Genomic DNA, 22,203 nt, shown 5'->3' with positions numbered 1-22,203 from the left:
CCCCTTGCGCCGTTTCCGCGCATGCGAGGTGGCGGACGATCGAGTCTCCTCGACCGAAGGGACTCCTCGCATGCACCACCCTCCTCCGTCACATCGACGAACTCTGGCCGCGCTCACCGTCATCGCGGCGCTGCTCGGCGGTCTCGGCTTGGCCCCGGCCGCACAGGCCGCCGATCGCGGCACCGGGTTCGGCACGTGGGCACCGCTTTCTCGCACGGGCTGGCACGGCTCGATGCGCGTGGGCGATGTGCACACGTACTGCATCCATCCCGGACTCCCCGTCGCCACGGACACGACCACCGATCACGGCGTCTCGTTCGACGTCAATGGCCTGACTCCTCAGCAGCTGGTGTCGATCAACCACCTCGTCACCACCTACGGCCAGACCGGCGATCCCGTCCAGGCGGCTGGTGTCGGGTGGGCGGTCAAGGCCATCGTCGACCGCGACACGACACTGCACTCGTGGGGCTACACGGGCGACAGCTTCCCCGAGGCGATCGACTACATCATGCGTCGCGCCAGCCCCGAGAACAGCGCGGCCGTGCAGGAGCGGGCCGTGCATTACCTTGCCGAGGCCGAGAGCATCGCGGTTCCGCGCGTCGGAGGCGCGCTTACGCTGACGACGCGCGACGACGACCCGACCCGCGGCACCGTGATCGCCGACGTAGACCCCTCCGCGACGGGCACCCTGCACCTCGAGAACGCCGTCTTCGCCGACACCGGTCGAGGTGATCGAGCGGATGTGAAAGCCGGGCAGAGTTACGACATCATCGCGCCGGTGTCCTCGTCCGACGACGGGCGTCCGTACAGTGTCCGAGTGTCGGGGACCTTCTCCGTCCGCTCCGCTGCGATCCGCTACTTCTCTACACCTGGTCAGCAGGAATCGGCCGGGCCCGCCGACCCGACGACGTTCACGTTGTCGGCCGTGGACGCGTCGCCCCGTCTCGTGCGTTTCTCCCCCCGAATCGAAACGACCGCGCGCATCGAAGACGGTCGTTTCATCGATCGCGTCACCGTGTCGACCGTCGACGGCGTCTGGCCACGCCATGCCGACGGTTCGTTCGTCGTGATCACCGCCACCGCCGACGTGTACCGGACGGGCGCCTATCCGGCCGAGTCGGCAGAGATCCCGTCGAACCTCGACCCCGTGATGCAACTCGACCTGCGAACGGACCCGGGCACCGGCGCCGGCGCCTACGAGGTGGTGTCGGAGCGCCTGCCCGGACCGGGTGTCTACACAGCCGTGTGGCGCGTCGACCGAGCGGATCAGGATGCCGACGCCCTCGCACATCTGCCCGGTGACTACCTCTGGCAAGAGCGCTTCGCCTCCCCCGCGCAGACCGAGCAGCTCGCGCCCACGCCTCCCCCGAGCGATCCCCGGCCTTCTGCCACGCCTCCACCCGCGACGACGGCCCCACCGGCTCCGGCGCCGTCCGTGCCCGCCGCCCCCGCGGCGCTGGCGATGACGGGAATGTCCGCGGCATCGCTGGGTGGCGTGGGCGGGGCGGCCGCCGCGGTGATCGGGCTCGGGGTGATCGCCTGGAGCGTGGCCCGACGTCGGTTCACGCCGCGCATCTGACCGCCTCAGGCGCCTGATCGGTTTCGGGCGACCTGGTTTTCGCCGGTGGCCCCCTCACCACCGCGGGCGACGGTACCGACCATGCCGATCGCTCCGCGTTCGCGGTCGTCCTCGTCACCCTGGGCAAGGACGGCCGCGAACGGTCATCGCCTCGGCGGGTGAGACCTCGATCAGAGCGTCGTGAACACCCACGACGCGCCCGAGCCTCCGCTCTGGTTCGGAGCAGCGGTCGGAACAGGGTAGACTTTTCAAGTTGCTCACGGGGTGTGGCGCAGCTTGGTAGCGCGCGTCGTTCGGGACGACGAGGCCGCAGGTTCAAATCCTGTCACCCCGACCAATACAGGCATCTCGCCCCGCTCCTCGGGCGGGTAACGGAGATGCGGCGACAGAGAGCCTCCCACGAATCGTGGGGGGCTCTCTTGCATGAGCAGCCGATCCGTCGATATGGACCGGTGGGCCTCAACGAGGACGGCGGGCCCTCCCGCGGACGATCATCGCCGTACGCATCGCGGCCGTCGGCGGACGCCATGCCAGCCAGCCTCACCCTCGGTCGTCCGAAATTCACCCGACCGGAGCGGCGGAATGCCCCCCGTAGAATCGTGGTGGGGCCGTCTGCGGCTCCGCCGTGTACGCCCCGAAGGGCGTTGATCACCGCGACCCCGAGACCTCCAGGAGAATCGTGTCCGACGCCTCGCCCCGCCTCGTCGCCTTCGACCTCGACGACACCCTCGCCCCGTCGAAGTCGGCCATCGACCCCCGCATCGGCGACCTGTTGCTCGCCCTCGCGGAGCGCGTCGAGGTCGCCATCATCTCGGGCGGCCAGCTCCAGCAGTTCCGCACCCAGGTCGTCGAGCGCCTGCCGCACGCGGATCCCTCGCTACTCGCGCACTTCCACCTCATGCCCACCTGCGGCACGCAGTACTACCGCCTGACCACCGAGGGCATCCAAACGGTCTACGCCCACTCCCTGACCGACGACGAGAAGCAGCGCGCGCTGTCGGCCGTCCGCGAAGAAGCCGAGCGACTGGGCCTGTGGGAGGCCGAGCCCTGGGGCGACATCCTCGAAGACCGCGGCTCGCAGATCACCTTCTCGGCCCTCGGCCAGTCCGCGCCGCTCGACGCCAAGATGGCATGGGACCCCACCGGCGAGAAGAAGAACAGCCTGCGTGAGGCCGTCGCCGCCCGCATCCCCGACCTCGAGGTACGCTCCGGCGGGTCGACGTCGGTCGACATCACCCACCGCGGCATCGACAAGGCGTACGGCATGAACAAGCTCGTCGAGGCCACGGGCATCCCCCTCGACGACATGCTCTTCGTGGGCGACCGCCTCGACCCCGACGGCAACGACTACCCCGTCCTCGCCATGGGCGTCGAATGCCAGGCCGTGCACGGCTGGGAAGACACCGCCGCGTTCCTGGAGAAGCTGCTGCCGACCCTGCCGGAGCGCGCCGCGGTCTGAGCGACGGGCAACGCACCCGGCGGCACGACGGGGGTCCCGGCGGCGCGACGGGGGTCCCGGCCGCTTCGACGAGCTCAGCGACCTCGCCGTCGAAGCTCGGCGACGGCGCTCCCCCGCCCGACCGCCTCGCGGCCGAGGTGCAAGGAGAGCCAGCCCCGACGACCTCGCCACCCAGCGGCTCAGCGAACCCGAGGTCGCCGCGGCGACCTCAGAGGATCTGTCCGATCGGCTCGCGCTTCTCGGCTTGGAAGCGGTCTTCCGTGCGGCCGTAGGCCCAGTACCCCGACAGCGACACCTGGTCGCGTGCCAGCCCCCAGCGACCGAAGACGATGTCGCGCAGAGCCTTCATGCTCTCGCGCTCCCCGTGGGCGAAGACCTGACCTCGCCCCGCGAGCGGATGCCACGCGCCCACCGCCTCGGCCAGCACCGGAGTGGACCCGGCCTCAGCTCCGCCGCGATGCACCCACTCGATGCGCACGCCGGCCGGGGCCGCGAGGTCGAGCTGCTCGTCGGCGGTCTGCACTTCGAGGAACGCCACGCCGGTGGCATCCGGCGCCAGGGCCTCGAGAGCCGCCGCGACGGCGGGGATCGCCGACTCGTCGCCGACGAACAGGTGCCAGTCCGCGGCGGGGTCGGGGGCGTATCCGCCGCCGGGCGAGGACACCACCAGACGGTCGCCCGCCTGTGCGCGCGCGGCCCAGGGGCCGGCGAGTCCCTCGTCTCCGTGCACGACGAAATCGATGGTGAGCTGATCGCCGTCCACCGCGCGGACCGTGTACGTCCGGGTCACGGGGAGGTCCTCCGCGGGAAGGGTCTCGCGCAGCACGGCGAGATCGTAGGGCGGTTCGAGCCCGAGCTCGGGCTTGGTGAACGTGATCTTCACGTACTTGTCGGTGTGGGGGCTCTCGCGGAAAGCGGCGAGGTCCTCGCCCCGGGCGCAGATACGCACGAGGTGCGGACTCAGCCGCTCCGTCGCGACGACGTGCAGCACGTGCTGGGGGCGCGGCGGACGCGCGGGTCGATCGTTCACGGGGTGCTCCTCAGGCGGTGGGCGCGGCGTCGGGCACCGCATCGGCGGCGCGCAGCGCCTCGGCAACGTCGGTGTAGTAGTCGGTGATGTGGGCCCGAACGGCGTCCCGCGCCTCGTCGGCCTCGCCGCGCGACACCGCATCGACGATGTGCCGATGCTCGCGGCGCAGACGATCGACGACGCGCGGCCACGCGTCGAGACGAGCGGCGCCGGCTCGCGTGTAGGCCTCGATCGAGCTGCGCAACCCCGCCATCATGGCCGAGACCACCGCGTTGCCCGACACCTCGGCCAGAGCCTGATGGAAGCGCGCGTCGAGGGCGAGGAATTCTGCAGGGTCGAGGTCGTCGGCATCCATCGCGTCGAGCACGTCGTGGACGTCGGTGAGGTCGGCATCCGTCGACGCGAGACGTTCCGCGACATCGCACTCGAGCACGATGCGCGTGCGGACGACGTCGGCGAGAGGGAAGCCGTTGGCGGCCACCTGCAGCCGCAGGAAGGCGGCCAGACCACCACGCGGGGTGGTGACGATCATCGCGCCGGCGGAGGGGCCCGAACCGGTCGCGGTGCGCACGACGCCCAGCACTTCGAGCACGCGAATGGCTTCGCGGACGCTGGAACGGCCGACACCGAGTTGCGTCGCCAATTCTCGCTCGGGGGTCAGGCGATCGCCCGGCGTGAGACGACCCTCGCGGAGGTCGCTCTCGATGCGTTCGAGGACGACCTGCCACGCGCGTGGTGCGCTGCTCGTCATGGCATCCCCCGTTCGTCCCGCTGTGGTCGAGCCACACGACCCTCCGCGCGGAGGATCAGGCGTCGGCGGTCGTGGCGTAACCGGCGGGGTTGGTGGTCTGCCAGTTCCAATAGTCGCGGCACGCGTCATCGATCGTGAGGCGCGTCTGCCACCCGAACACCTCGCCCGCCTTCGTCGGGTCGCAGTACGTGGCTGCGACGTCGCCCGGACGACGGTCGAGGATCTTCTTGGGCAGGTCGTGGCCGACAGCCTTCTCGAACGAGGCCACGAGCTCCAGCACGCTCACCGGGCGGCCGGTGCCGAGGTTGAACACCTGGTGCCCGGGCTGAGCCTGCTCGAGGGCCGCGACATGCCCCTCGGCGAGGTCGACGACGTGGATGTAGTCCCGCAGGCCTGTGCCATCGGGGGTGTCGTAGTCGTCGCCGAAGACGCCGATCTCATCGAGCGTGCCGATCGCGACGCGCGAGACGTAGGGCATGAGATTGTTCGGGATGCCGGCCGGGTCTTCGCCGATGAGACCCGACGGGTGCGCGCCCACCGGGTTGAAGTAGCGCAGCACGGTCACGTTCAGCTCGGGGTTCACGCGCGCCACGTCGGCGAGCACGACCTCGTTCATGCGCTTGGACTTGCTGTACGCGTTCGACAGGTCGACGCTCGTAGTCGACTCCTCGGTGAACGGCAGGTCGGCCGGATCGGAGTAGACGGTGCCGGTGCTGGAGAAGACGAACGAACGGATGCCGCGGGCGATTCCGACCCGCAGGAGCGCGAACGTAGTGTCGAGGTTGTTGGAGTAGTACTCCAGCGGCTTCTGCGTCGACTCGCCGACGGCCTTGAACGCGGCCAGGTGCACGATCGCGTCGATCGGACCGTGCTCGTCGAACACGCGGGCGACCACCGCATCATCGGCGGCGTCTCCGACGACGAGGGGCGCAGGCTTCCCGGTGATCTTCTCGACGCGATCGGCGGCGACGGCGTGCGTCCCGGAGAGATCGTCGAGAAGGACGACGTCGTGGCCGGCTTCGAGCAGAGCGACGGCCGTGTGAGTTCCGATGTAACCGGCACCGCCGGCCAGGAGTACGCGCATACCCCCCAGGCTATCGGTCCCCGGCGACACCGCCCGCGGCCGACGCCTGAACCGAAACGGCCTCCGTGTCAGCGGCCGTCGAGCCGCCCGCCGGATTCGCGCAGGTAGCAGACCGCGCACATGGATTCGTACGTGACCTCACCCTGGATCTGCCCCTCGTCGATGGCGACCTGGTCACCGTCGAAGACGAACCGACCGCCGACGAGACGGGCGTTGAAGATCGCCTTGCGACCGCACCGGCAGATGGTCTTGAGCTCCTCGAGGCTGTGGGCGATCTCGAGGAGGCGCGCGGAGCCCGGGAAGGCCTCGGTGCGGAAGTCGGTGCGGATTCCGTAGGCGAGCACCGGGATGCCGTCGAGCACGGCGACGCGCAGGAGGTCGTCGACCTGCGCCGGGGTGAAGAACTGCGCCTCGTCGACGAGCAAGCAGGCCACGGGTGCGTGTCCCGCGGCCGCCTGGAAGACCTCGCGGAGGTCGTCGTCGGGGCCGACGAGGAAGTCGACCGCACGCGTCACCCCGAGACGGCTCTCGATCTGCCCGGCACCCTTGGTGTCGATCTCGGGCTTGGCGAGCAGCACCCGCTGCCCGCGCTCCTCGTAGTTGTAGGCCGCCTGCAGGAGGGCCGTCGACTTGCCCGAGTTCATCGCCCCGTAGCGGAAGTAGAGCTTCGCCACGCGGGCCTCAGGGGTTGATCGCGAGCGCGCGAGCGGTGGCATCCAACTCTTTGCGAGCCACCTCGGGACGCGTGTTGAGCGTCTCGCCGTAGCTGGGGATGAGGTCGCGCAGACGCGGCTCCCAGGCGGGCATGCGCTCGGGGAAGCAGGTCTTGATCAGACCGAGCATGATCGAGACGGCGGTGGAGGCGCCCGGGGAGGCGCCGAGGAGCCCTGCGATCGACCGGTCTTCCGAGGTGATGACCTCCGTGCCGAACTGCAGCACCCCGCCCTTGTCCTTGTCGCGCTTCATGACCTGGGCGCGCTGACCGGCGTCGAGCAGCTCCCAGTCCTCGTCTTTGGCGGTGGGCATGAAGTCGCGGAGACTGTCGACCTTCTTCGAGTGGGTCTTGAGCAGTTCGCCGACGAGGTACTTGATGAGGCTCGGGTTGTCGACCGCGACCTTGAGCATGGGCCCGATGTTGTGCGGGCGCACCTGCGTGACGATGTCGAGCATCGAGCCGTTCTTCAAGAACTTGGGACTGAAGGTGGCGAACGGGCCGAAGAGCAGGGCCGACTCGCCGTCGACGACGCGCGTGTCGAGGTGCGGCACCGACATGGGCGGGGCTCCGACCGAGGCCTGCGAGTAGACCTTCGCCTGGTGCTTCGACACGATGTCGGGGTTGGAGGTCTTCAACCACTGCCCCCCGATGGGGAAGACGCCGTAGCCCTTGATCTCGGGGATGCCCGAACGCTGAAGGAGCTTCAGCGCCCAGCCGCCCGCGCCGACGAAGACGAACTTCGCGTTGATCGAGCCCGGGGTGCCGCCGATCACATGGCGGTACGAGACCTCCCAAGTGCCGTCCTTCTGCTTCTTCAGCTTCTTGACGTCGTGATTGGTGACGACCTCGACTCCCTTCTCCCGGAGGTTTGCGAAGAGCTGCCGCGTCAGCGAGCCGAAGTCGACGTCGGTGCCGGCGGGCACACGCGTGGCCGCGAAGGGTTCGCCCTTGCGGCGCTTCTGCATGAGCAGCGGCGCCCACTGGTTGATGACGCGGGAGTCCTCGCTGTACTCGATGCCGGCGAACAGCGGCTGCTGCTTGAGCACCTCGTACCGCTTGCGGAGGAAGGCGACGTCTTTCTCGCCCCGCACGAACGTCATGTGCGGGGTGGCGTTGATGAACGTCGACGGTTCGTCGAGCACTCCCTCGGCCACGAGGGACGCCCACAGCTGACGGCTCTGCTGGAACTGCTCGTTGATCGTGACCGCCTTGGCGGGGTCGATCACGCCGTCCTTGCTCTCGGGCGTGTAGTTGAGCTCGCACAGTGCGGCGTGACCGGTGCCGGCGTTGTTCCAGGCGTTCGAGCTCTCCTGTGCGACATCGCTCAAACGCTCCAGGACCGCGATCTTGAGATCGGGCTGGAGATCCTTCAGCAGCGTGCCGAGAGTGGCGGACATGATGCCGCCACCGATGAGGAGAACATCGACGTTTTCAGTCACTCGATGATTCTAGGTGCGAGCCGTGAGGTGTCTCGACATCGAGAGATCGGTCGGTTCGATGTCGAGACAACCCCGGGTTCACGGCATCCGGATGCCGTGGATTCAGACGCTGGCCACCAGCTTCTGCGCGACGATCTCGGCGATCTGCACGGCGTTGAGCGCCGCACCCTTGCGCAGGTTGTCGTTGCTGATGAACAGCACCAGACCCTTGCCCTCGGGAGCGGACTGATCCGCGCGGATGCGACCGACGTAGCTGGGGTCGGTGCCGGCGGCCTGCAGCGGCGTCGGCACCTCTTCGAGCTGCACGCCGGGGGCGTCGGCGAGGAGCTCGCGGGCGCGCTCGGGCGTGATGTCGCGGGCGAACTCGGCGTTGATGCTGAGCGAGTGGCCCGTGAAGACGGGGACGCGGACGCACGTGCCCGCGACGCGGAGGTCGGGCAACTCGAGGATCTTGCGGCTCTCGTTGCGCAGCTTCTTCTCTTCGTCGGTCTCGTTCAGGCCGTCGTCGATGAGGTTGCCCGCGAAGGGGATGACGTCGAAGGCGATGGGTGCGACGTACTTCTCGGGCGCGGGGAAGTCGAGCGCCGAACCGTCGCGGACGAGACGTTCCACGTCGCCCTGCGCGAGCACTCCCTCGACCTGCCCGAGCAGCTCCCGGGCCCCGGCGAGGCCGGAGCCGGAGACGGCCTGGTAGGTGCTGACGATGAGGCGCTCGAGGCCCGCCTCGGTGTCGAGCACCTTGAGGACGGGCATAGCGGCCATGGTGGTGCAGTTGGGATTGGCGACGATGCCCTTCACGGCCTGGTCGATCGCGTGCGGGTTGACCTCGCTCACGACGAGGGGCACCTCGGCATCCATGCGCCAGGCGCTGGAGTTGTCGATGACGAGAGCGCCCGCCTCGGCGAAGCGGGGGGCGTGCGCGCGGCTGCCGGTGGCGCCGGCCGAGAAGAGCGCGACATCGATGCCGGCGGGGTCGGCCGTTGCGACGTCCTCGACGACGACGGACTGCCCGCCGAAAGAGATCGAAGTACCGGCGGAGCGCGCGGTGGCGAACAGGCGGAGCTCGCGGATCGGGAAGGAGCGCTCGGCGAGGATCTCGAGCATGACGGTGCCGACCTGGCCGGTGGCGCCGACGACGGCGAGGGAGATTCCGGAATCGGAGATGCGGGTCATGCGTGGTCCTCGGGTGTTCGGGTGGTGGATGCCGCGAGAGCGGCGTGTCGGGTCAGGGTAGCGCGCGGAGGCGGTGGGCGACGGCCGTGGCGTCCGGACGCAGGAGAACTGTCACTCCCCCGCCGCAGATCGGCGGGATTCCGCCGCTCGAACGACGGGCAGTGGCGAAACTCCCGAGTTGTGTCCGCAGCGAGGCGGTCGGGTGGGACGGCGGACGGGTGCGGCGACAGCCGGAGTCAGCGACCGCTGCCGGCGTGGACCGTGGCCTCGGCGTCGCCGTCCAGACCGTAGGCGGTGTGCACCAGCCGCGCGGCCTCGGCGAGGTCGACGCCGCGCACGACGACCGAGATGCGGATCTCGGAGGTCGAGATCATCTCGATGTTCACGCCCGCCATGCTCAGCGCCTCGAACAGCGTCGCCGAGACGCCCGAGTGCGTGCGCATGCCGGCACCGACGACCGAGAGCTTGCCGATCTGGTCGTCGTGCACGAGGCTCTCGAACCCGACCTCGGACTGCTCGCCGGCGAGGGCACGCAGTGCGGTCGCCGCGTCGGTCTTGGGCAGCGTGAAGGAGATGTCGGTGCGCGCGGTCGCGGCGGCCGAGACGTTCTGCACGATCATGTCGACGTTCGCGCCGGACTTGGCGACGATCTTGAAGATGTCGGCTGCTTTGCCGGGGACGTCGGGAACGCCGATGACGGTGATCTTGGCCTGGCTGAGGTCGGTGGCGACGCCGGCGACGATGGGCTCTTCCATGGCTCCTCTTTCGGGGACGAGTGCGGAGGTCTTCGAGGCGTCGAGCACCCAGGTGCCCTCACCCGGGCTGAAGGTGGACCGGGCGTGGATGAGCACCCCGTGACGGCGTGCGTACTCGACCGCGCGGATGTACAGCACCTTCGCACCGTTGGCGGCCAGCTCCAGCATCTCTTCGCTGCCGACGCGCTCGAGCTTGCGGGCGAGCGGCACGACGCGCGGGTCGGCGGTGAAGATGCCGTCGACGTCGCTGTAGATCTCGCAGACATCCGCCTTCAGCGCCGCGGCGAGCGCGACGGCGGTGGTGTCGGAGCCGCCGCGGCCGAGGGTCGTGATGTCGCGGGTGTCGCGGCTGAAACCCTGGAAGCCGGCGACGATGACGATCGCGCCCTCGTCGAGCGCCTCGCGCAGGCGCACGGGCGTGACGTCGACGATGCGGGCGGCGCCGTGCGTGGCATCGGTGATCATGCCCGCCTGGCTGCCGGTGAAGGACCGCGCCTCGAAACCCATGGAGTGGATCGCCATGGCCAGCAGCGCCATCGAGATGCGCTCGCCACTGGAGAGCAACATGTCGAGCTCGCGCGGCGCGGGGATCGGAGCGACCTGACCCGCGAGGTCGAGCAGTTCGTCGGTGGTGTCACCCATGGCGCTGACCGCCACGACGACCTCGTGGCCGGCGCGACGCGTGTCGACGATGCGCTTGGCGACCCGCTTGATGCTCTCGGCGTCGGCGACGGACGAGCCGCCGTACTTCTGGACGATCAGAGCCATGAGGAGAACTCCCGGAGGGGTCGTGCGTCGGGATGCCACGACGCCGGCGCTCGTGCCGCGCCCTGGAACATCCTAGAGGCGCACGCATACCGCCTCCGCCATGCGCCCGCCGCCGGGCGTTCCCCCGGGTGCCCGCGGATAGGATCGACGCGTTCCACCCCCTCCCCCCTGGAGCGATCGCATGCCGCTCACCCCTGCTCACTGGCTGTCTTCGCTGCGCCGTCTCACGCAGTCCGCAGACGACTCGGCATCCCCCGACACGACCCTGATCCCGGTCATCGACGAGGCACTGGCCACCCGCATCCTCGACCTCGCCATCCGGATCGGCGAGACGATGCTCGTCGTCGGCGCACCCGCCAACGAAGTCACGCTCACGATCGTGCGGGTGTGCGCGGCGTACGGTCTCGATCCCGTGCACGTGGACGTGACGTACAACTCCATCACCATCGCGCACAGCCGGCCGGGGGCGAACCACCCCACCACGTTGTTGCGCGTGGTGCGCGGGTCCGTACCCGACCACGCCAAGCTGCAGCGTCTGCAGGCCCTCGTCACCGAGGTCGCCGACGGACTCGCCCTCGACGACGCGATCGTCCGCTGCCGCGCGATCCGGCGACTGCCCTTCCGCTACCGCCCCGCGATCGTGATCGTCTCGCAGGCATCGCTGGCCGCCGGTGTCGCGATCATGTTCGGTGCCAACTGGCTCGCGCTGGTGCTGTCGTTCATCGCGGCGGCACTGGCCGCCACGACCCAGCACGTGATGGCGCGCGCCCGCATCCCGTACTTCTTCGCCCAGATCGCCGGCGGATTCGTCTTGACCGTCGTCGCCGCGCTCTCGCCGCTGCTGCGGTACACCGGCCTCGACGCCGCCGTCGACATCCGGCCGTCGGTGATCGTGGCATCCGGAATCGTGCTCATGCTCGCGGGACTCACCGTGGTGGGCGCGGCGCAGGACGCCATCGACGGCTTCGCACTGACCGCCACCGGACGGATCTTGGAACTCACCACGCAGACCCTGGGTGTCGTGCTCGGGATCCTGGCGGGCCTCGAGACGGTGCGCGTCGTCGGACTGGGTATGTCGCCGCCGTCGAACGCGCTGCCGCTCGGCCCCCTCACCGTGCAGTTCGTCGGTGCCGCGGTGATCGCCGTCGCGGTGGCCGTGTACAACGGCGCGGGCGGCAGGATCATCGCGGTCAGCGCCGCCCTCAGCCTGGTCGCGTGGGCCGGGTACGTCGGTGCGACCGCCCTGGGCTTCGAGGTGGCCGCCGCCAGCGGCGTGGGCGCCTTCATCGGCAGCTTCGCGGGGATCGTCGTGGCCTACCGGTTGCACGTCCCCTCCGTCGCGATCACCACCGCGGCGATCCTTCCGCTCGTTCCCGGTGCCGCGGTGTTCCGCGGCCTGCTCGGCATCGTCGAGTCGGGCGAGGACGCGGCCGTGCTCATGACGGGCGTCACGACGCTCGCCGGAGCCGCGACGATCGGCATCGCCCTGGCCGTGGGCGCTTCCCTCGGCATCTACGTCGGTCAGCCGGTGCGCGCGACGCTGTCGAGCGTGACCCGGGCACGGGCGCGAACGCGGGGGTAGGGCGCGGTGGACGTTTACCCGAATCGTCCGTTGACGTAGTCGTAGGTGCGGGGGTCGAGGGGCGAGTCGAACATGGCCTCGGTGTCGCCGTGCTCGACGATGTGGCCCGGCTGCCCCTGGGATGCCAGGAAGAAGGCGCACTGCTGCGAGACGCGCTGCGCCTGCTGCATGTTGTGCGTGACGATGACGATCGTGAGCTCCTTCTGCAGTTCGCCCATCGTCTCCTCGATGACGCGCGTCGAGGTGGGATCGAGGGCGGAGCAGGGCTCGTCCATGAGCAGGACCTTGGGCCGGATCGCCAGCGACCGCGCGATGCAAAGGCGCTGCTGCTGGCCGCCCGACAGCCCGCCGCCGGGAGCGCGCAGACGGTCTTTGACCTCTTTCCACAGGCCGGCGCTGTGCAGGGAGGTTTCGACGAGGTGGTCCTTCTCGTCGCGGCCTGCCCGACGTCCGGTGAGCTTCAACCCGGCGATGACGTTGTCGTAGATCGACATGGCCGGGAACGGGTTCGGCTTCTGGAAGACCATGCCGATGTGCTTGCGCGCATCGATGAGCCGGTGGCTCGGGTCGTAGATGTCGTCGCCGTCGAGTCGCACCTCACCGGCGAGGGATGCCGATGGCACGAGCTCGTGCATGCGGTTGAGGATGCGCAGGAACGTCGACTTGCCGCAGCCCGAGGGGCCGATGAGCGCCGTGACCTGCCCCGGAGGCATCGTGAGCGAGACATCGAGGAGCACCTGATGGTCGCCGAACCACGCGGAGATGGAGCGCGCGTCGAGTTCGGATAGCGCGCGCGGTTCAGCGACGGGCATCGGCGGGAAGCTCGCGGGTGCGGGCGCGGTGCCGCCAAGGGGCGACACGCTCGATGCGCGCACCGACGCGGCCGGCACCGTAAAACCGGCTGACGTCGTTGCGGATGGGAACGAGGTCGGCGGCGCGAACACGGGGGCCGGAGTGATCACGGGGGCGGGGGCGATCACGGCCGTGACCTCCTCGGAACCGGACCCCGGTGGCCGACCGAACAGCCGAGTGGTCCGTCGCGCCCGGCGCGCCTGGGCGGCGACCGAGCCCTCCGCGGGGGCCACCACGGGCGCCGGAAGGATCGCTCCGTTCGTCGCCTGCGTCAGAGCGTCGAACTCCTCCACGGTGAAGACATCTGTCATGTACGGATCGCCGGTCGCGATCTCGACGTTCATCACGTCGGTGCGGAGGGGGTCCGCCATGCCCTCGCCGGCACCGTCCGCGGACGAGAACGAGGGCAGGGCACGCCCGGGCGCGACGACGTCGCCGGGGTCGGGTTCGTGGAGAGGGGGCATCGACGGCTCCGGTCAGAGGAGGTTGGGAAGGAGGCGGACGAGCTGATCGGAGACGAAGACGCTCGCCAGCAGCAGGACGGGGGCGAAGACGATCCACGTCTTGCGCCACCCCACACGTCGATAGGCCCACACGGCGAGCAGCTCGGCGACGACGAGGAACTGCAGGGCGAACACCAGGGCCCACACGGTCGTCATGTCGGTCGCGAGCGGCTTCGCCTGGAGCGGGAGGGTCATCGACGTGGTCTGGCGCGTGCCCGCCGCCTGGACGGTGCCGGTGGATCTGGCATCCACGTAGGCCACCCCCGTCGGCAGGTACGGAGCGCCGCGCGCCGACATGAGGATGAGACGGCTCTCGCCGCGCACCGGCGCCGGCGGGGTCGGGTCTCCGGCGTACCGGACTCCCAGTACCTGGAAGCCCTGCTCGCCCTGGCCCGTGCGCACGGTGAAGGTCTCGCCGGGCTGCAGGGTCTGGAGTCGTCCGAAGGGGCCGCCGAAAGCCGCGGTGCGCCCCATGATCACGCTCACCCCCGCCTGGCCGGGGAGGACCGTGTCTCGTCGATGACCGGGGCCCTGCATGAGCACGCCCGAGGTGGTCCCCTCGGACACCACCTCGTCGATGCCCAGCTGCGGGATCGACAGGATTGCGACGGGAGCGCCGTCGTCGAGGAGGTGATCGTCGAAGTCCCCCTCGCTCACCGGCGCGGTACCGGCTGAGAGCTGGGCGCGATACGTGTCGCGGAGCTGCTGCTGGGCGGCGAAGTGAGTGACATGGCTGACCACGAGGAGGTTGATGAGGAAGACCAGCACGAGCACCGACACCGACACCAGCACCCCGCGCACGAGCACCTGGGTCGGAGACAGGGGCGCGTAGGTGGGTCGGGGACGAGGGACGCGCCGGGGCGGGAGAGGAGGCGCGCCGGCCGAGGACACCCCGGAGGCGTGGGACCCGGAGGCGTGACCGCCGCGGGGCGCGAAGAGGGTCACGATGCCGCCACGGCGGGAACCGCCGCCAGGGCGCTTCTGGTCGCGCGGACCACGAGCACGGCCACGATCACGACGACCGCGATCATCACGGCCAGCCAGGGGAACAGCAGCACGAGCGCGTCTCGCGTGACCGGGGTCAGCGCCGCGCCGTCGACCGTGTCGGGCGGGGTGAACGTCACGTGGGTGCTGAGGAGCGTCCACTGCCCGGCACCGCGCAAGGTGGCCGACACCACGCGCGACTCGCCGGGTTGCAACGCGGGGATGGCCACGTCGTCGCTGTCGATCCGGATGACGAAGATCGGCGCATCCATCCAGAACGTCGCGCTCGCGTCGATCGGGGACGTTGACGCGTTGCGCACCGTGAACCACACGTCGACCCGGCCGTCGGACGGATCGAGCTGCGGGGTGCCCGACCCGTTCAGACCGCCGACGTAGAGCCCGCCGCCCACGCTCGTCTCCCCCGCCGCGGCCTCACCGCGGACGGGTGCTCCCCCGGTCCCGCCGCCTCCGACGGACGCACCGGTCGATGCCCCTCCGCCGCGTGAGCCGCCGGAGGTCGCGGCGGGATTCGGGACCGCACCGCCCGCCGTGCCAGAGGACGAGGCTGCCGGGGTCGACCCGTCGGAGATCGTGACCGACAGCGGCGTCCCCGTTCCGGCGTCGCTCGCGGCCCACACGGGCGCCGCCGCGATCGCCCCCATCATCACCAACGCGACTCCGACCGCGGCGCGGACGACGGCCCGCGGTCGGCGCGTCACGAGGAGCCCGTTCCGGCGCTGGCGAGCTCGTCCGCCTCCGCCGCAGCCGCACGCTCCATGTACTCGACCCATTCCTGCGCGCGCGCCTCGTCACGGCGTCGCCGCCAGCGGACGAACAGCACCGCGGCGCCGACGAGCCCCGTGAGGATGAAGAGCATCCACGGGATGCCGAAGGTGATGGCATCCCGGGAGATCGGGGTGACGGAGAGCTGCTGAGCGGCATCCGGAGAATCCACGAACGGGCTGAGCACGGTGCGGGGGTTGAGGTAGAGCCACTGCGCGACTCCCCCGACGTTCACGTCGTAGGTGGCGGTGTTGCCGGGGAGCAGGACCGGGATGGCGCCGCCCTGCGGCCCCGCGACGGGGGCTCCGAACCACGTCACGACGCCGGAGGTCAGATTCGCGGCGAGGGCCACGTTGCCCGGATTCGTCACGGTGAAATGCAGGCGGACGTCGCCGGCGAACGGATTCCACCAGTCGCCCTCGTACGTGGCGTCGTAGCTACCGATGCTCAGCTGCGGCTGCAGCTCGCCGGAGACGCGGGCGAAGATCGACGTGGCGACGCGGCGGTCGACGCTGACCTGTGCACCCGCCTCGATCACCGAGGCGACGAGGCCGCCGACGTGGTCGCCGGGCGTGGCGTCGGCCGGGAAGGCGACGGTGAAAGGAAGAAGACGCACCTCGTTCGGCTCGAGCGAGAACTGCACCCGGTCGGAGCCGTCGTCGAAGCGCAGCCAGGCGCCGACGGAGGTCGGGGCGTCCGCCGTCGCCAGCAGCGAGAAGCTGCCGTCGGCGGCGTTGTACGCGTCGGTGGCGTAGACGGTGAAGTCCTGGCGCTGCGAGCCGGTATTGCCCACCAGGACGCGGTCGGTCACCGCCTGTCCGGGGTCGGCGGTGTACGAGAACCGGGAGCGGCCGTCGGGCCGTCCGTCGTCACCGGCCGGGCGTGTCGCCACGCCGATGGTCGTCGGGGCGTCCCCTTCGGCCGCCGTCGCGGGCGCCGTGGGGACGAGGAGGGCGAACATCGCCGCGACGGCGATGACAGCGGCACCCAGAGCCGGGAAGCGGCGCCGCGAGGTCGAGGAGAGCACGGTATATCTCCGCAGGTGGGAGCGACGTAGGACTGTCGCGCGGGTGAACGAGGTCTGATGGAGGGCGAGCCGGAACATGTCGTCCGGCCCGCGGGATGCGCCGCGCGGGGAGACCGGGGTGAGTCTTCCCGCGCGGCGCTCCGTGTCGGAAGACCAGGGGGAGGTCTTCCGGCGGGGCGCACCGGGTACGGAGACCGGGGATCGTCTCCAGCGGTACGCACCGTGCGGGGAGACCGGGGTTCGTCTCCCCGCACGGCTCAGTGCGGGCCTGTCCGGCCGTCAGCTCACTTGGAGGTGAGGGTGACGGTCAGGGTCGAGGTGTAGTCACCGGTCTTGGCATCCTTGGGAGCCGTGAAGGTGAGGTCGGCGTCGAACAGGGCACCGGTGCTGAGGGTGGAGACCGCCGAGCTGGTGCCGAGCTGGCTGCCCATCCCCAGCGCCACGCCGGTGACGGGGGTGTAACCGGCGTAGAACTTCGGCGCGACCGCGAGGGCCGTGTCGGGGATCTCGTCGCCCGCGGTGGTCTTGAAGGAGCTCCACGCGGCCTTCAGGTCCCAGCCCTTGAGGACGCTGCGGTCGTCGACGACCGTCACCTTGCCGAGGGGCTTGGTGACGCTCTTGTCGCGCGCGACGCTGCCGAAGTCGACCTTGGAGGACTCGGCGTTGAGCGACCACAGGTCGCTCGCGGTCACGGCCGCGGTCAGGTCGACCGTGTCGGTGGCGGTGTCACCGGCGGCGGAGACCTTGGTGATCGTGTCCCACGCGAGGACCGTGAACGCCGCGTCACCGGGCGCGACGAGCGCGATGGTGTGCTCGCCGGCGGTCAGCGACGAGATGTCGACGGTCACGTTGCCGTTCGCGTCAGCGGTGGCGAGACCCAGGTTGGTCGGGTCGGACCACGCCCACGCCTGCAGCGTCTGGTTCGCGTGCGCGGCACCGGCCGGCACGGTCACCGTCGTCGCACCCTTGGCGGGGTCGGCGATGTCGACCTTGTTCGGGGTGGATGCGCCGGGCTTGGTGGGAGCCGTCGAGGATGCCACGACGGTGTACTGCTTCGTGTCCGACGTCTTGCCGTTGTCCGCCTTGACCGTGAACGTGCTCGATGCGGCCGCGGTCGGCGTACCCGACAGGAGACCGGTGCCCGACAGGGTCAGGCCGGCGGGGAGGGTGCCCGCGTCGACGGACCACGCGATGGTCGCGTCACCGTCTGCAGCGAGCTGCTGCGAGTACGTCGTTCCGACGGTGGCGGCCGGCAGCGACGCTGTCGTGATCTTGACGGCGGTGGTCTGGGCAGGCGCCTGGTCGTCGAAGGTCCAGGTCCCGCCCGGGTTGACGTGGATGCTGACGAACTTCACACCGGCATCCGCGATGTTCAGACCGTTGTTCTTGGTCCACGCGAAGCCGAGGCTGTAGTCGCCGCCGTTCGCCTTGACCGCCGCCCACTGGCCGAAGAGGAAGCCGGAGAGCGTCAGGTTGGGCGAGAGGATGTTCGTGGTTCCGGGCGTCAGAGCGCCGTCACTCGAGGCGGTCCAGGTGTTCAGCTGCGACTCGGTGCCGGGCTTGGCGAGGAAGTACGCAGCACCGGTTGCATCCGCGGTACCGACGAACGGAGTGTCGAGGTCGGCGACCTGCGTACCGGGGCTTGCGAGCACCTGCGAGTCCCATTCCAGGACCGTGTCGTCGGCGATGAGGTGCCCGTCTCCACCGTCCAGAAGGTAGAACTGCGGGGCGGAGGCGGCGTTGGCCGCGGTGGCCGTGAAGCCGCCCGCGACGAGCGAGAGCGCGGCGACGGCCGCAGCCATCGTTCCGAGCTTCTTGAGGTTCATGTCGGAGATCCTTATCGTCAGTCGATCAGAGCGTCGCGAACGCGCGCTGGATGGCGGTGGTGGAGGGAGCGAGGAAGCCGAACTTCTTCTTGACCGCGCCCACCGAGGTGTTCAGCGATCCGAAGCTGGTCAGGCTGTTGGTGACCGAGGGGTTGACCAGGTTGGCCAGGCCCGCGTCGTACTTGGCGTCGGACGAGCTGATGCGCGCGAACTCGACCACGAGGTAGGTGTCGCGACCGAAGGTGGCGTCGTCGTAGTACGCCTTGTTCGGGACGAGATTCGGAGCGGTTCCCGTGAACGCCGTCTGACCGGCGACGGCCGATCCGAACGAGACGCCGGTGGCCGTGGTGCTGTTCGTCCCGGTCGCACCGTTCGCCTGCGCGACCCAGCTCGCCGCGCTGAACGGGATGAGCTCGTTGTCACCGAGGACGGACGCGTCGTTCTCCGGCGTCGTGCCCGTTGCGTCGGTCACGCACGAGCCCAGAGTCGGGTTGCCGATCGCGCTCAGGAAGAAGCTGCGCGTGCCCGAACCGCTCTGCGGGATGCGCGGCTTGACGGTGACGCCATTCACCGTGGTGTTCGAGCAGTCGTAGATCGACTTCAACTGCGCTGCCGTCAGGCTCGCCCACGCCGCGTCGCCGCCCTTGAAGGCGAAGCCGACCGCGTCGCGACCGTAGGGCACGTACGCGAGCAAGCCGTTGGCGTTGGCGTTCGTGCCCGGGCCGCCCGACGACCGGGCGATGTCGACCTGACCCGTGATGATGCGCGCGGGAACAGCCGAGTTGCCGGTGTAGGGCTTGCCGTTGATCGATGCGCGCAGGGCGTTGACGCCCGCGCTCGAACCCGCCGGACGACCGAAGAAAGCGCCCGCCTGCTTGGTCTGGATCGCGGTGGTACCGAACGCGTCGAAGTTGCCGAGGGTCTTGTTGGAGGACGTGACGCGCACGAGCGAGCCGGTGAGGGTCGTTCCGTTCGTGATGGCGTTCACGGAGTCCTGCAGCGTGTCCGAACCGACCAGCGCGTAGCTGTTCGAGACCGGCTCCGCCGAGGCCATGGATGCGACGCCGAAACCGGCGATCGCGATACCGCAAGCCGCCCCCATGGCGACCAGCTTCTTGAGCTTCAACTCATTACCTTTCATAGGTGTTGCAGGGTTTATCGGGTTTTGTCGGGTGTTCAGTTGAGGGAAGGGAGGGCGGAGGGTCGGAGCGCGGGTCTACAGGCGTCGCCGCAGGCGTCCGAAGAGGGGAACCGTCAGTGCGCAGGCGAGACCGCCCAGCACGCTGAGCGGGAGGGCGGCCGTCAAGGCGCCCGGGTCGGGGTCGGCCGGCGTGACTCCACCGGCGAGAGCAGCCGCGGCGGAGCCCTCGGCGGCGGGACTCGTCGTCTCTGCCGCGGGCGCCGCGGCCGTCTGAGGCGATGTGGCTGCGCGCGCGCTCCCGACGACCCCGCCGGCGGGGAACGGCACGCCTCCCGTCGCCGCGGGAGCTTCGGTCACCGTGGTGGGAACGCGCCCGAGCTCGATGTCATCCGCCGCCATGGCCGCCCGAGAGCGCCACGAATCGGGGAGCGGGACGTAGCCCTCGGGAAGCTGCCCGAGGGAGGTTCCCGGCGACTGGCCGGTCGTCGAGGCGAATCGGATGAATGCGGCGTAGCTCCGGCGGAGTTCGGCATCCTTCATCAGTGGATTCGCCGCCGCGTAGACCGGGAGGGTGAGCGGGTAGGCCCCGGTCGCCTGTCTCGCCGCGGGCGATGCCGGGTCGAACGCCATGACCTGCCCCTGACGGGGGTCGCTGACCATCGCATCGGCGGCGGCGGCCATCGCCTGGGCCGTGGCTGCGACGAAGTTTCCGGCGGGGTTGCGGAGCTCGGCCGTGACGACCTGATAGCGAGCCGCCGAGGCGGTGTCCGTGAGGGCGAGCATGCTCTGCTGCCCGGGCAGCTGCCGTTCCGACTTGCCGTAGCGGGGCGGAGTGGCGCCCGGCTCCCACCCCCCGAGGATCAACCCATCGCCGCGCAGGGTGTCGTAGGCGCCGGCGTCGAAATCGTTCGTGTAGGGGCGCCACGTCACGAGGTTGACGGGTCCCGCGTTGGAGGTCTCCGCCTGCTCGACCGGGTCGGCCTTCGGGAATTCCTCCCGCGGGAGCCGCATCGCCAGTCCCGACCGGTTGGCCTCGGCCGTTGTGGCACTCCACGGATTGACCGTCATGCCGGTCTCGTCCGGCGTGCCTTCGAGGAACGCGCGGGCGGAGTCGTCGCTGACGACGTACGTCCACAGCGCCCACGCCACGTCCGAGCGGCCTTGCGGCACGAGCATGTCCGCCAGAGACACGGTGGCGAGCGACTGGTGCGCCCATTCCGGATCGTTGATGGCGAGGAACTCCGGATCCGTCGTGAGATTACGCGGGTTGTACACGCGCTTCATCACGGGCTTCTCGTCCTCGCCCACCTCCCCGGTGTCGACGAGATGGCTGAGATGGTCACGGTCGGCGAAGGTGGGCAACGAGTCCAGATACGAATTCGTCAGCAGCTTCGCCACGAGACGGGGAGTGAGCTTCAGGCTCTCGAACGGCAGCCCGATCCGGGCCTGCACGTCTTCCGGGACGGTGGAATCCCCGGGGCGCGGATTGCGATCGATCGCGAAGGAGATCGCGGCGCCTGTGATCCCGATCGGCGCGTACCGCAGGGAGTCCGTCGCGAGATCGGGGTCGAGCGCTCTCGACGTGAGCGCGAGCGGCGCGGCGGCGGTGCCGTTGGCCGCGAGAGCCGCATCGGACTCCGCGCCCGTGAGGGCGGAGTAGATGCTGCCACCCGCCTGCTGACACACGGCGGGCTGCCACGACGACACGGCTCGGCCGATGAGTTCGCTGCCCGACATCAGGCGTTCTGCCGCGCCGATCGGGCAACGGGTGCCCAGTGGCTTGAAATCCAGCTCCACGGCGATCCGATGCTTCCAGGCGTCCCAGAACAGGCCCGACTGGGTGATGAACGGCGAGCCGGAGTCCTTCTTCCCGCGGGGCACGATCACGAGCCAACAGCTCTTGCCCGTCACCGCTCCGTCGGCACCGGTGACCGGCGCCCCGCAGCCGAGCCCCTGCGACTGCATGGCCGTCTGGACCTCGAACTTGACGGAACCGGAGCCGTCTCCCCCCGAACCGGCCCAGGTGACCATGTTGTTGGTGAACTTGGAGAAGAACTCGTTGTCGTTCATCTCCGGCAGGACTTCGTTCCCGGAGGTGTCCTTCACCAGGTTGTATGCGCCGTCCTTCACCGCCGCGATCAGCGTGCCGTCTGCGGCGCGAAAGGGGATCGCGGTGTAGGTGGGACTGGTGAATCCGCTTCCGGGCACCGAATACGGCTTGTCCTCGTCCGCGACGGACGCGTCGTTCTCCCGGTTGCCGTCGCGGTGCGAGCCCGGCACCCCCGCCATTCCGTATTGACACGTCGTTCTATCGGGTGTGCCGGGGCGCGCGGGATCGTCGCCCCAGCACTGGAACACCTGGAGGAAATCCGCCCCGCCGATCTGCGAGTTCGGGACGGTCGAGCGCGTGCCACCCGTCCACGACACGACGATGCCCTGCGCCTCGAGTGCCCGCGTCTGCGAAACGGTGACGGAGAGATCGGGGAACGGCGCGTTCGCGACGTCGGAATCCTGCTGGCGCGCGGTGACCGTGACCGCCGAGGATTCGGCCGCGGCGGCGCTCGTCGTGGCCAGGAGGGTGCCGGTTCCTCCCGTGAGCCCGAAGATCGTCAGACCCGCCGTGACGCCGACGGCGACGGCGAGCACACCGCGGCGCAACCCGAGGCGGGCGACGTGGCGGCGATCTGCGGAGTGCATCACGATTCTTTCCTTTGCGGACGCGGGCGCGCGGCGCCTCGTCGTCTAGAGAACG

General features: G+C 69.9%; 17 protein-coding genes and 1 tRNA gene. 4 read left to right on the top strand and 14 right to left on the bottom strand.

Going from position 1 to position 22,203, the window contains the following annotated elements:
- The first annotated feature begins 70 nt into the window (after positions 1-70).
- From MT347_RS13330 to MT347_RS13320, 3 genes are all read left to right on the top strand, one after another.
- Positions 71-1,579 carry a hypothetical protein gene (locus tag MT347_RS13330; protein WP_243501672.1) on the top strand — a complete coding sequence of 503 codons (1,509 nt, stop codon included), beginning with the start codon at positions 71-73 and terminating at the stop codon, positions 1,577-1,579.
- A gap of 260 nt (positions 1,580-1,839) precedes the next feature.
- Positions 1,840-1,916: transfer RNA gene (locus tag MT347_RS13325), tRNA-Pro, on the top strand.
- A gap of 342 nt (positions 1,917-2,258) precedes the next feature.
- Positions 2,259-3,038 (top strand): HAD-IIB family hydrolase, encoded by a 780-nt coding sequence (locus MT347_RS13320; RefSeq protein ID WP_243501670.1) that lies wholly within the window; start codon positions 2,259-2,261, stop codon positions 3,036-3,038.
- Positions 3,039-3,246: 208 nt separating this feature from the next.
- Here MT347_RS13320 and MT347_RS13315 read toward each other — a convergent pair whose 3' ends face one another.
- From MT347_RS13315 to MT347_RS13285, 7 genes are all read right to left on the bottom strand, one after another.
- On the bottom strand, positions 3,247-4,068 hold the full coding sequence (locus MT347_RS13315) for a siderophore-interacting protein (RefSeq protein WP_243501668.1): 822 nt from the start codon (positions 4,066-4,068) through the stop codon (positions 3,247-3,249).
- 10 nt (positions 4,069-4,078) lie between these two features.
- Positions 4,079-4,819, bottom strand: a complete 741-nt coding sequence (locus tag MT347_RS13310) for a FadR/GntR family transcriptional regulator (protein WP_243501667.1) — start codon at positions 4,817-4,819, stop codon at positions 4,079-4,081.
- 55 nt (positions 4,820-4,874) lie between these two features.
- Positions 4,875-5,903: a UDP-glucose 4-epimerase GalE gene (gene galE / locus MT347_RS13305; RefSeq protein WP_243501665.1), complete on the bottom strand. Its 1,029-nt coding sequence runs from the start codon at positions 5,901-5,903 to the stop codon at positions 4,875-4,877.
- 68 nt (positions 5,904-5,971) lie between these two features.
- Positions 5,972-6,577 (bottom strand): thymidine kinase, encoded by a 606-nt coding sequence (locus MT347_RS13300; protein WP_243501664.1) that lies wholly within the window; start codon positions 6,575-6,577, stop codon positions 5,972-5,974.
- Between the two features lie 7 nt (positions 6,578-6,584).
- Positions 6,585-8,057: a malate:quinone oxidoreductase gene (locus MT347_RS13295; protein WP_308194236.1), complete on the bottom strand. Its 1,473-nt coding sequence runs from the start codon at positions 8,055-8,057 to the stop codon at positions 6,585-6,587.
- 102 nt (positions 8,058-8,159) lie between these two features.
- Positions 8,160-9,230, bottom strand: coding sequence for an aspartate-semialdehyde dehydrogenase (locus tag MT347_RS13290; RefSeq protein ID WP_243501663.1), 1,071 nt, complete (start codon positions 9,228-9,230; stop codon positions 8,160-8,162).
- Between the two features lie 236 nt (positions 9,231-9,466).
- Positions 9,467-10,753 (bottom strand): aspartate kinase, encoded by a 1,287-nt coding sequence (locus MT347_RS13285; protein WP_243501662.1) that lies wholly within the window; start codon positions 10,751-10,753, stop codon positions 9,467-9,469.
- 181 nt (positions 10,754-10,934) lie between these two features.
- Here MT347_RS13285 and MT347_RS13280 point away from each other — a divergent pair, with 181 nt between their 5' ends.
- Positions 10,935-12,335 (top strand): threonine/serine exporter ThrE family protein, encoded by a 1,401-nt coding sequence (locus tag MT347_RS13280; protein WP_243501661.1) that lies wholly within the window; start codon positions 10,935-10,937, stop codon positions 12,333-12,335.
- Between the two features lie 14 nt (positions 12,336-12,349).
- Here MT347_RS13280 and MT347_RS13275 read toward each other — a convergent pair whose 3' ends face one another.
- The 7 genes from MT347_RS13275 to MT347_RS13245 all read right to left on the bottom strand — a co-directional run bounded on the left by MT347_RS13275 (position 12,350) and on the right by MT347_RS13245 (position 22,148).
- Positions 12,350-13,147, bottom strand: a complete 798-nt coding sequence (locus MT347_RS13275) for a phosphate ABC transporter ATP-binding protein (RefSeq protein ID WP_243501849.1) — start codon at positions 13,145-13,147, stop codon at positions 12,350-12,352.
- Positions 13,148-13,663: 516 nt separating this feature from the next.
- Complete coding sequence (locus MT347_RS13270; RefSeq protein ID WP_243501660.1) at positions 13,664-14,635, bottom strand: sortase domain-bontaining protein; 972 nt, start codon at positions 14,633-14,635, stop codon at positions 13,664-13,666.
- Positions 14,632-15,393, bottom strand: a complete 762-nt coding sequence (locus MT347_RS13265) for a hypothetical protein (protein ID WP_243501659.1) — start codon at positions 15,391-15,393, stop codon at positions 14,632-14,634. The genes MT347_RS13270 and MT347_RS13265 overlap by 4 nt, the downstream gene beginning before the upstream one ends.
- Positions 15,390-16,484, bottom strand: coding sequence for a DUF916 domain-containing protein (locus tag MT347_RS13260; protein ID WP_243501658.1), 1,095 nt, complete (start codon positions 16,482-16,484; stop codon positions 15,390-15,392). The genes MT347_RS13265 and MT347_RS13260 overlap by 4 nt, the downstream gene beginning before the upstream one ends.
- A gap of 284 nt (positions 16,485-16,768) precedes the next feature.
- Entirely contained in the window at positions 16,769-18,310 is a 1,542-nt protein-coding gene (locus MT347_RS13255) for an Ig domain-containing protein (RefSeq protein WP_243501657.1), read from the bottom strand.
- 25 nt (positions 18,311-18,335) lie between these two features.
- Positions 18,336-19,436 carry a hypothetical protein gene (locus MT347_RS13250; protein WP_243501656.1) on the bottom strand — a complete coding sequence of 367 codons (1,101 nt, stop codon included), beginning with the start codon at positions 19,434-19,436 and terminating at the stop codon, positions 18,336-18,338.
- A 90-nt stretch (positions 19,437-19,526) separates the two neighbouring features.
- Entirely contained in the window at positions 19,527-22,148 is a 2,622-nt protein-coding gene (locus MT347_RS13245; RefSeq protein WP_243501655.1) for a hypothetical protein, read from the bottom strand.
- Positions 22,149-22,203: the final 55 nt, after the last annotated feature.

It is taken from the genome of Microbacterium sp. VKM Ac-2923 (assembly GCF_022815605.1).
In the GTDB taxonomy this organism is placed as follows: Bacteria; Actinomycetota; Actinomycetes; order Actinomycetales; family Microbacteriaceae; genus Microbacterium.
The sequence above is the reverse complement of the archived record's forward strand: the minus strand, read 5'-3'. Positions and strand labels throughout refer to the sequence as shown.

Coding starts and splice junctions, on each gene's coding strand:
- MT347_RS13310 (WP_243501667.1), bottom strand. CDS start 4,819: ATGACGAGCAGCGCACCACGCGCGTGGCAGGTCGTCCTCGAACGCATC.
- MT347_RS13285 (WP_243501662.1), bottom strand. CDS start 10,753: ATGGCTCTGATCGTCCAGAAGTACGGCGGCTCGTCCGTCGCCGACGCC.
- MT347_RS13245 (WP_243501655.1), bottom strand. CDS start 22,148: ATGCACTCCGCAGATCGCCGCCACGTCGCCCGCCTCGGGTTGCGCCGC.
- MT347_RS13275 (WP_243501849.1), bottom strand. CDS start 13,147: ATGCCCGTCGCTGAACCGCGCGCGCTATCCGAACTCGACGCGCGCTCC.
- MT347_RS13255 (WP_243501657.1), bottom strand. CDS start 18,310: ATGAACCTCAAGAAGCTCGGAACGATGGCTGCGGCCGTCGCCGCGCTC.
- MT347_RS13330 (WP_243501672.1), top strand. CDS start 71: ATGCACCACCCTCCTCCGTCACATCGACGAACTCTGGCCGCGCTCACC.
- MT347_RS13290 (WP_243501663.1), bottom strand. CDS start 9,230: ATGACCCGCATCTCCGATTCCGGAATCTCCCTCGCCGTCGTCGGCGCC.
- galE (WP_243501665.1), bottom strand. CDS start 5,903: ATGCGCGTACTCCTGGCCGGCGGTGCCGGTTACATCGGAACTCACACG.
- MT347_RS13280 (WP_243501661.1), top strand. CDS start 10,935: ATGCCGCTCACCCCTGCTCACTGGCTGTCTTCGCTGCGCCGTCTCACG.